This window comes from SAR324 cluster bacterium (assembly GCA_029245725.1).
Lineage (GTDB): Bacteria > SAR324 > SAR324 > SAR324 > NAC60-12 > JCVI-SCAAA005.
Genome location: JAQWOT010000254.1, coordinates 1 through 9,505 on the forward strand (window position 1 = coordinate 1; position 9,505 = coordinate 9,505).

Annotated in this window: 9 protein-coding genes; 6 read left to right on the plus strand and 3 right to left on the minus strand. The window is 41.0% G+C overall.

What is annotated here, in order from left to right; genetic code table 11:
• Positions 1-933, minus strand: a 933-nt coding sequence (locus P8O70_14200; protein ID MDG2198005.1) for a mandelate racemase/muconate lactonizing enzyme family protein, incomplete at its 3' end; no start/stop codon positions are given.
• 13 nt (positions 934-946) lie between these two features.
• A complete protein-coding gene (locus P8O70_14205) occupies positions 947-1,708 on the minus strand; it encodes an SDR family oxidoreductase (protein MDG2198006.1) in 762 nt (253 codons plus the stop codon).
• Between the two features lie 298 nt (positions 1,709-2,006).
• Here P8O70_14205 and P8O70_14210 point away from each other — a divergent pair, with 298 nt between their 5' ends.
• The 6 genes from P8O70_14210 to P8O70_14235 all read left to right on the plus strand — a co-directional run bounded on the left by P8O70_14210 (position 2,007) and on the right by P8O70_14235 (position 8,567).
• The gene (locus tag P8O70_14210; protein ID MDG2198007.1) at positions 2,007-2,237 is read left to right on the plus strand and encodes a hypothetical protein; all 231 of its coding nucleotides are present in this window, start codon (positions 2,007-2,009) and stop codon (positions 2,235-2,237) included.
• 426 nt (positions 2,238-2,663) lie between these two features.
• Positions 2,664-3,983, plus strand: a complete 1,320-nt coding sequence (locus tag P8O70_14215; GenBank protein ID MDG2198008.1) for an extracellular solute-binding protein — start codon at positions 2,664-2,666, stop codon at positions 3,981-3,983.
• A gap of 190 nt (positions 3,984-4,173) precedes the next feature.
• Complete coding sequence (locus P8O70_14220) at positions 4,174-5,034, plus strand: sugar ABC transporter permease (GenBank protein ID MDG2198009.1); 861 nt, start codon at positions 4,174-4,176, stop codon at positions 5,032-5,034.
• Positions 5,035-5,041: 7 nt separating this feature from the next.
• Entirely contained in the window at positions 5,042-5,893 is an 852-nt protein-coding gene (locus P8O70_14225; GenBank protein ID MDG2198010.1) for a carbohydrate ABC transporter permease, read from the plus strand.
• 2 nt (positions 5,894-5,895) lie between these two features.
• On the plus strand, positions 5,896-7,329 hold the full coding sequence (locus P8O70_14230; protein MDG2198011.1) for an aldehyde dehydrogenase family protein: 1,434 nt from the start codon (positions 5,896-5,898) through the stop codon (positions 7,327-7,329).
• Positions 7,320-8,567, plus strand: a complete 1,248-nt coding sequence (locus P8O70_14235; GenBank protein ID MDG2198012.1) for a sialidase family protein — start codon at positions 7,320-7,322, stop codon at positions 8,565-8,567. Before P8O70_14230 ends, P8O70_14235 begins: the two co-directional genes overlap by 10 nt.
• A 23-nt stretch (positions 8,568-8,590) precedes the next feature.
• Here the strand turns inward: P8O70_14235 and P8O70_14240 are convergent, their stop codons facing one another.
• Positions 8,591-9,493: an IS982 family transposase gene (locus tag P8O70_14240; GenBank protein MDG2198013.1), complete on the minus strand. Its 903-nt coding sequence runs from the start codon at positions 9,491-9,493 to the stop codon at positions 8,591-8,593.
• Positions 9,494-9,505: the final 12 nt, after the last annotated feature.

Genomic DNA, 9,505 nt, shown 5'->3' on the forward strand with positions numbered 1-9,505 from the left:
TGCTTCGGCCATCGTTGCGATCTTCTTCGCTTCTGAAATCCCTCCACACCAACTGAGGTCCGGCATCACGATGTCCACCGCCTTAGCCTCCAGCAGGTCCTTGTACCCAGTTCGGTAGCTCAGGGTCTCACTAGCAGTGACCGGCAATCCAGTGCGTTGACGATATTCCCCGACCACACTCAGGCTGTCCATCTTGACTGGATCCTCCATCCAATATGGCTGGAAGGGTTTAATGGCTTCAGCAATTCGGCAGGCTGCGGGTAGATTCCATAATGAGTGGAATTCAACCATGATGTCCATCTTGTCACCAACAGCCTTGCGGATCTTCTCAAAGGGTTCGAGAGCTCGATTCAGTTCCGCAGAGCTGATATGCAATCCTCCATTGTTTTCAGCAGCATGATCGAAGGGCCAGATCTTCATCGCCTGGATGCCCTGCTGCAATAGGCTCAGCGCCAGTTCATCAGCTCGATTGAGGAAGGCGTCCAAATCTTCGTAGGGACCTTCTTCACCATCAAGCCCCCAGTTGTCTGTGGTTTGTACAGGCCGTTGCCGGACGTAGCGATAACCTGCACAGGTATTGTAGACACGAACCTGCTCACGCGTTAGCCCACCAAGTAACTGATAGACTGGCTGTGCCGTACGTTTGCCCCACAAATCCCAGAGTGCAATGTCGATCGCAGAGTTGCCCCGGGTCTCTACTCCGGATCCACGAAAACCAAGGTAACCATAGAGTTTACGGGCGATATGGTCGATTCGACTGGGATCCTGACCCAATAGTTGAGGCGCGACACTTTCATGGAGATAGGCTTCCACCGCCTGAGCACCAAAGAAGGTTTCTCCCAATCCACTAAGTCCTTCATCCGTGTGGACATGCAACCAGAGAAGGTTGGGGAACTCCACGTTGTGGATTGTTTCAAGTGCAGTGATTTTCATGATTTTTCTCGTTTCAATGCATCCACCACCCGCCATCGACACTCAGGTTCTGACCTGTAATCCCGCTGGAGGCTTCACAACAAAGATAGTGTACAGTCTGGGCAATTTCCTGCGGTTCAATCCGACGCTTGAGACTCTGGTGATCCAGAATGAACTTGGTATATTCCTCCAGCTTATGTGCCCAGACCTGACGTTCCAACTCAGTAGGAATGGCACCAGGACTGATCGCATTCACACGAATATTAAAAGGGCCCAGTTCACGGGCCATCGCCCGGGTCATGCCGACAATTGCTCCCTTGGAATGCACGTAAGGCACAAAATCACCCCAGCCTCCATTAAAGGTGATGCTGGCAATATTAACGATCCAGCCGGCACCCTTCTTCTTCATGCTCGGCACAATTGCACGGGCTAGTACAAAACCAGAGTGACTGTTGATGCGCTGTGTCCGCTCGAACTCTTCAATATCAGCTTCATCTAATGGTCCCAATGGATTGATACAGGCATTGTTAACGAGCACATCAATCGTACCGTGACGCTTCACCAGATCCTGAGCCAATTGATCAGTCGCCTGTAAGTCGTTCAGATCTCCAAGCACAAACTGGATACGCTGGGCTGCTGCACCAAGTCGTTCACCCAAACGCCCCAGCGTTTCTTCAGCCTTACTGCCATCCACATCAAGCATCAGTACGATGCCACCCGCTTGGGCCAGCCGTTCACAGATGAACTCACCGATACCACCAGCCCCACCTGTGACCAGAGCTACTCTGTCAACCATATCTGTTTGCATGTTCAAAAAGCTAAAGTCAAAGAATAGTAAAAAAATTTAATAAATATTCAAAGCTCATTCAGTGAATAATAAACTTATGAAAAGTAGTAAGAATGGGCGTTGGCGCCTAAGCATTGTTAAGTTTATGGATGAGTAACTTCAAGGAGATTTCTAACATCTTTTTGGATTTACTGTAACACAGCGTCCTACGGTGCAATCGGGCCAGGTAATGCCTGAGTCGACTATTGAGTGATTCGATCTGAGTCGTGAATGTCTTGCCTTGGTGATGTAAAGCTGTGGGGATCAGATGTTCATAGGTTTTGAGAAAGTCTGTGCCATAGCCCATGGTAGACAAGTCCCTCAATTGCTTGAAAAGCTCTCTAGCCGTCTTGATCGATCTACTACCACAGACAAAGCCAAGCACTTTGCCAACAGTAGAATCCAGCGCTACCCAGATCCAGCATTTAGGTTTTTTTTAGCGACAAAGCTGCAGAGTTCATCGACCTCAAGAAATGAGAAGCCCTTCGTCTTGAGTTAGTTGACTGGTAACTGCCCAGCATCCTGGACAAGCCAGTGAGAAACCGTTTTGTGATGCACCCCGAGGATTCTGCCAATAGCTCTGAACCCTAATCCTTTAAGGTATAGCTTTGGAGCCTGTTCTTTGAGGGCTGGGTCCTTGCCTCTGCGCATTGTCTGAAATGTTCGTCGACAAGCTTGGCAGCGGTAGCGTTGAGCCCTCGATTCTTACCAAAGAGGATGTAGTCTGGATGAGTGCAGTGAGGACATTGCATCGTTAAAACTCTAAATCGTGGAGATTACTTCCTTTGTCTAAACGATGCAAATGTACCAACCCAGAGAATTTAATTCTAGGAGAGATTAATATGACCAACTATGGAGAATGCTTATGAAGTAATAGTTTTAAAAGAAACATATATATCAAGATTTAAAAACTCATAGAGGAAATATGAAAGTAACAAGTAAAGTTCAAAAGACTTCACGTAGAACTTTTATCAAAAACACTGTTTTAACCTCAGCAGCAGTCATTAGCGCCCCTTACATTGCACGAAGCAAAGATATTGAAATATTACATTGGAGTTGGCTAGGTGCATCCGATGCGGCCGTATGGAAATCTTGTATTGATGATTTCAACAAAGCACACAAAGGCAAGGGTGTTCAGATCAGAATGGAAACAGTTGCAAATGAACAATATGATACAAAATTATTAGCATCAGCAGCAACAGGAAAAGCTCCCGACTTCGGTTGGCAATGGACAGGTTCAAAAGCAAAATGGGCAGCAGATGGCGTAATAATCCCAATGGACAAATATATTAAGAATACTGGATTAGATTTAGATGACTTTAGTTCGAATTCTTTAGACAAATGCAGATATCCTCAAGTGGATAATCAAATCTGTAGCATTCCAATGGACTTAATGACTCTATGCCCAGAAGTGAACATTGATCATGTCATTGATGCAGGTCTTAATCCTAATGAGCCACCCAATGATAGTAAATCTCTCATAGAGTGGGGTGTGGCAATGACAAAATATAAAAGTGGAAAGGTTAGCCGGTCAGGAATCATTCAAACAGGTTCATCGGTTCAACCTAATGTTACTTGGGGAATAGTGGCACATCAAATGGGATTTAAGAGAGCAAGTGATGATTTGAAAAATGCCTGTGAAAATCCAAAAGCTGGAATACTTGCAATGGAATGGGTGCTAAATCTATTTGATAAATATAAATGTTCAACAAGAGATATAACAGACAGATATAAGGCATTTGGTCAGGGGGAAGGATCGATTTTCTGGACTGGGCCATGGACACTTGCTGGATATGTTGAACAAGGGTTGAATTTTAGAACATATCAGTTTCCAAATGTAGGAGGTAATCATCTGAACTATTTCGAGGCAGGAAGCCTGGAGATGTACATTCAAAAGGATGAAGGAAGATATGAAGAAACAATGAAAGCAATAAAATGGTTATCAGATAATAGTTTCAAATGGACAACAGTTGGTCGGGGAGGCTCACCACGTAAATCAATTTTAAATCGCTCTGATTACAAATCAGCAGGTTACGGCTGGGATAAAAGAGGTGCATTCATTGATCAATTAGAGAACGCTACAATTGGAGAAATTCCAGTGAAGGCGGGTGGAGACTTTACAATATATTCAGGTGGAAATGGAATGGTGAAAATTCTTGATCCAGTTTGGGCTCTAGAAAAAAAACCTGAGGTCGCCATGGAAGAATTGGCAGCACTATGGCAAAAAGGATTAGATAAAGGATAAGATAATTGATTTTGGCACTGCTCCATTGAGGAGTGCCAAAAGAATCTTGAACAAGGTGATAGGTAATTATATAAAAAAAATCTTCGCTCACACTTCATCATTCAAAGATAAAGTAATTAAATAAGAAATATGACATAGACATATATGAAAGAATAATACTAAATATTTTCAAGGGTAATTAAAAAGCAAAATGATAAAAAAAATAGACTGGGTAGGTTATTTCTTCATCTCGATATTTGGGATACCTTTTCTATTATTTAACATTTTTCCAATTTTATTTGGAGCATACATATCATTTAATGAGTGGGGAATATTTGGAGATCCAGACTGGATTGGATTTGATAACTATATAAATTTGTTTGTAGATAAATATGCATTCATTGCTTTTAAAAATGTAATATTGTACGCATTAATAATTGTTCCATGTGTAACTATTTTAGGATTTTTTGCCGCATTATTTGTAAATAATGGATGGGTATTATCTGGTTTATCAAGAACATTCTTTTTTTCTCCTTATGCAGTTGCTGCAAGTGTAGTCGGATTAATCTGGGTTTGGTTACTAGATACCCAATATGGTTTAATAAATACATATTTAAATGCTTTAGGAATAGAAAATATTCCATGGTTGACATCAACAAATTGGGTATTAATTGGTGTAAGCATTGCTTCAATCTGGTGGGATCTGGGTCTAGCATTCATCCTATTTTTGGCAGGCCTACAAGACATTCCAAAGGATTTAATTGACAGTTCAAAGACTGATGGGGCAAATCCATTCCAAAGATTGATTTTTGTTGTAGTCCCATACATGAGACCAGTAATCAGTATGGTTATCACTTTACAATTAATTGCAACATTAAGAATTTTTAGTCAAATATTAGTGATGACATCTGGTGGCCCTGCAGGTGCCTCGTCATCACCGATATTTTACATATATACAACAGCAATTGAGAACCAACTATTTGGGTATTCATCTGCTGTATCAATGGTTCTTTTTCTTTTCATTCTTACTTTGACAGTATTAATGAGATTTGCGATAAGAGAAAGATTATAAATATTAAATGAATTATAAAATTAATCTAAATAAACTGAAAATCTCAAATATTCCTATATGGAGCATTGGTACGATAATAAGCATTATCTGGTTCATGCCATTCATATGGATGTTATCAACATCATTAAAATTACCAGAAAACGTTATAACAAAGGAAATCATCTGGTTACCTAAAGAAATAACATTCGGAAATTATGTAAGGATGTTAGAATTCCCAATAATTCGTTGGTTTTTAAACAGTGGAATACAAGCTATATGTGCAACAACCTTAACAGTCATTTCTGGTGCGATGGCTGGTTATGCATTTTCAATTTTAAAATTTCCAGGAAATAAAATAATTTTTTTGATTTTCTTAACCTCAATCATGATACCCCCAGAAGTCGCTTTAGTCCCTCTTTTATTGGCATTCATAAAAACAGGGTATGCTAATACATATATTTCCTTAATTCTTCCGACAATAGCAAATGTCTTCAGCGTGTATATTTTCCGTCAGTTTTTTATAAATCTCTCAAAAGAATTGATTGATTCAGCAAAAATGGATGGAGCTTCTCATTTAAGAATATTCTTTTCGATAGCATTTCCTATGGCAAGAGCTCCACTGATAGCAACAACAGTACTAATATTTACATTGAATTGGAATAATTTTGTGTGGCCATTATTAGTCACTTTTGAAGAAAATATGAAAACATTGCCTGTTGGAATCGCTCAATTCTCGCCAGTGACTGGCTCTTATACTCAAGAAGGATATGCACTTAAAATGGCTGCTGTTTCTTGTCTTGCACTTCCAAGTTTACTGCTGTTTTTCTTTCTTCAAAAATATTTTATTACCGGATTATCACAGGGTAGTGTTAAGGGATAACTATGGAATACAAAAATAAATTATTTATTAATAATGAATGGATTGGTCCCTATGAAGGTGAATTTATTGGTACTTATAACCCTGCAAATCTTGTTAAAATTAGTGAGATACCACGTGGGAAATTTGGAGATGTAAGCCTGGCAGCAGAAGCAGCCAAGATAGCTCTTAGTGGAGAATGGAGAAATTACACCCCACAAGATAGAGGCAATCTTCTTCTCAGATTTGCCGAGATAATTAGGAATAATTACAAGGAACTTGGGAAAATTGAATGTTTAGAAATGGGCAGACCAATTAAAGAATCTGAAGAAGAAATCAAATCTGTTGCTGACTGTATCAGTTATAATGCTGGTGCAGCTGATAAATTAGAAGGTAAAGTTATACCAGTTGGCAATAACTTTGTTGATTTTACAGAATTAAAACCCGTTGGTGTAACAGGTCACATTGTTCCCTGGAATTTCCCTTTGGGAATGGCATTCAGGTCAATAGCTCCCGCCTTGGCAGCTGGTTGTACGGTTGTCCTTAAACCTGACGAAAATTCTTCTCTAAGCTCTCTTGCTCTGGGTGATCTAATTTGTGATGCTGGTTTTCCCAAAGGCGTTTTCAATATAGTTACAGGTTATGGAGAAGAAGCTGGACTTCATATGTGTGAAAACAAATTAATTAATCACATCACATTCACTGGCTCTGTAGAAACGGGTAGAAAAGTTTATAAAAATTCAACAAATACCTTTAAGACAGTTGTTTTAGAACTTGGTGGCAAAAATCCGATGATTGTATTTGATGATGCTGATGTTGATAGGGCAGTAAATGACGCTATCAAAGGAGCTTTCTCAAATTCTGGACAAGTTTGCTCTTCTTCATCACGGTTTATTATTCATGATAATATTTTTGATCAATTCATTTCAAAATTTAAAATACATATCTCAAATTTAAAAATAGGTAACCCACTAGAAAATCCAGATTTAGGTCCTGTAGTTTCTGAAAATCAGTATAAGAAAATTACTGGTTTGATGAGTAATGCTATTCAAGGTGGTGCTGATGTTATTTGCGGAGGTAATCCATTGCAAGGTAGTTTGGGTGGTTATTTTATAGAACCTACTCTTTTCAATAATGTTGATGACAGTCTTTCCTTGGCTAAAGAAGAAGTTTTTGGTCCTGTTGCAATTTCTTATAAATTTAATACAACTAAGGAGGCTGTAAATCTTGCCAATTGCTTAGATACTGGATTAGTAGCCGGTGTTTATACACGTGATCTTTCAAAAGCACTTGTTCTTAAAGATGAACTTGACTTTGGATCTGTATGGATTAACGGATGGTTCATCGGAGGCCTACAAGCTCCAAATGGTGGTGTTAAGAATAGTGGATTTGGCAGAGAACGTGGTTTACCAGGTTTAATGAATTATGTTTCAATTAAGAACATAGGTATTTGCAAATAACTATTTATAAATATAAGAAACTTATGTCTATTAATAATATTCAACACTATGAAATGGTTAAATATCCTAGTACTTGTGCTAATCAAGTTCAGGTACGATGTTTAAAAAACGGTGATTTATTTGCTGTTTTTAATGAAGAACGATATCCATTTCATCATGATACTGGTCAAACTGTTTCAACAGTTTCAAAAGATGGGGGTAAAACATGGTCTAAACCCAAAGTAGTCGTTCCTTGGACACAAACAACTGGTAGTTGGGATTGTGGAATTTGTGAACTTCATGATGGAACTTTATTGATCAATTTTAATATCTGCGGTTTTTTCAAAAGAGGAATGAAACCTGAGCAACCCTCTTGGGCAGCTGGACCACTTACAAAAGAATGGGGAGATTGGACATGGACCTACAGAACTCTTGGTTGGCTTGGAACATTCGTTGTAAAATCCAAGGATGGAGGTCAAACTTGGTGTGATCCAATTCCTGTAAATGTTAGACCACTCAAGCACGGTGGTGTTAGGAATGGTTGCTGGCAGTTACCTGATGGCGGAATATTGATGGGTTTGTACGGACGGATTCGAGGATATGAAGAGTATGGTGAGGGTGAAACAACCCGGTCTGCTTTGATGAGATCTGATGACGGGGGTGACAACTGGGACTATTATTCTACATTGGCTTATGATCCTGCCAGTATCATCGATTATGAGGAGCCTGCATTACTCCGACTCAAAGATGGAAAATTGGTCTGCTTTCTGAGAACACACATTAATCCAAGTCAGGACGCCAAAAACATGGCTTTTGTAATCTCAGAAGATGATGGGTTCTCGTGGACACCCCCTAAATTTACTAATATTTGGGGTTATCCATTTGATTTGATTCATCTTCAAGACGGTAGATACCTTATGGTATATGGTTACAGAAGACCTCCCTATGGTACCCGAGGGGTCATATCAGAAGACGGTTTAACATGGGACATCAAAAATGAATTTGTGATTCGTGAAGGTGGTGTTCCTGGAAAGGTATTTGAAGACAGACCATCTTCAAGTCTAGGTTCTGGTGCAGGTCTTTTTCAAAGTGGTGGGGATATCAACTATAATCATCCTGGAGTTTTTCAGCATATTTCCTATCCAACAGTTGCACAAACTCTAGATGGTACTGTAGTGGCCTGCTACCATGAATGGTCTAATGAAACCAATCCAATCCAATTTCTTCAAGCTACAAGATTTAAAGTAGATGATAAGTAAATAACGTGAGTTTTGGATAAGCCCTAGGCGCAGACGAGTTGCTTGTGGGCGTTGAGAATTTCCTGTTCCTCTCGAGTCCATGAGAGTGCCGGACGTTTTTCCTGCCAAGTGTAGGCGACCAACCCAGCGATCAGGTGGACGAATGCGTTGATGGGGCTTCGGTGTCTGGAGTGCTCAATCTGGCAGACGTTTTTGAGCTGGTCATTGACGGTTTCAATCAAGGCCCTCTTCCTGAGAAGGATTTTATCCATCAGGCTCAACAGCTTGGGTTTCATCTTCTTGCGTAGCTTGGTGATGAGTTCTACGCCTTGCTGCTTGAGGGTGTTGCGGAGCACTTGGGAGATGTAGCCTCGATTCCCAAAGAGCTTGCCAAAGAGCCCATTGGCCATCTCAGGCACGGGCAAACGATCATCCACATTTCCTGGTGTGAGGCCAACCCCAAGCAGGTCGCTGTGATCATTGATGATCAGGTGCAGTTTAAAGCCAAAGAACCAGCCCGCTGAGCTTTTTCCTCTCTGGGCCAAGCCCTGGAAGACCTTGTGGGAGTGAATGTGGGCATTGTGACACACCTTGAGTGGAGTTGAGTCGTCAAAGCTGATCCCGCTCACTTCACCACGGTGACTTCCCAGGTAGTGAGCCAAGGTCCAAAGGACCCGAGGAAGAAACTGGACCACACGAGTGTAGCTGGGAGCATCGGGAAGCTCGAGATGCCAGCGCCCGAGGACCTGTTCGGTATAGTAACCCTTGAAGTTGCGGTAGCCTTGAGATTGATGAAACATGACAAGAATGGTCATAAGCTCACTTGGGCTCAGGCTTGTGCAGCGTTGGCGAACACGACGAGGCCCAAGAAGCAGATCTTGTGGCGCCTCAAAATTGAAATTGCAGTAGAAATCGTCAAGATTGCAGTAGACGGTCGTCAAATCCATGGGAGTCTCCTT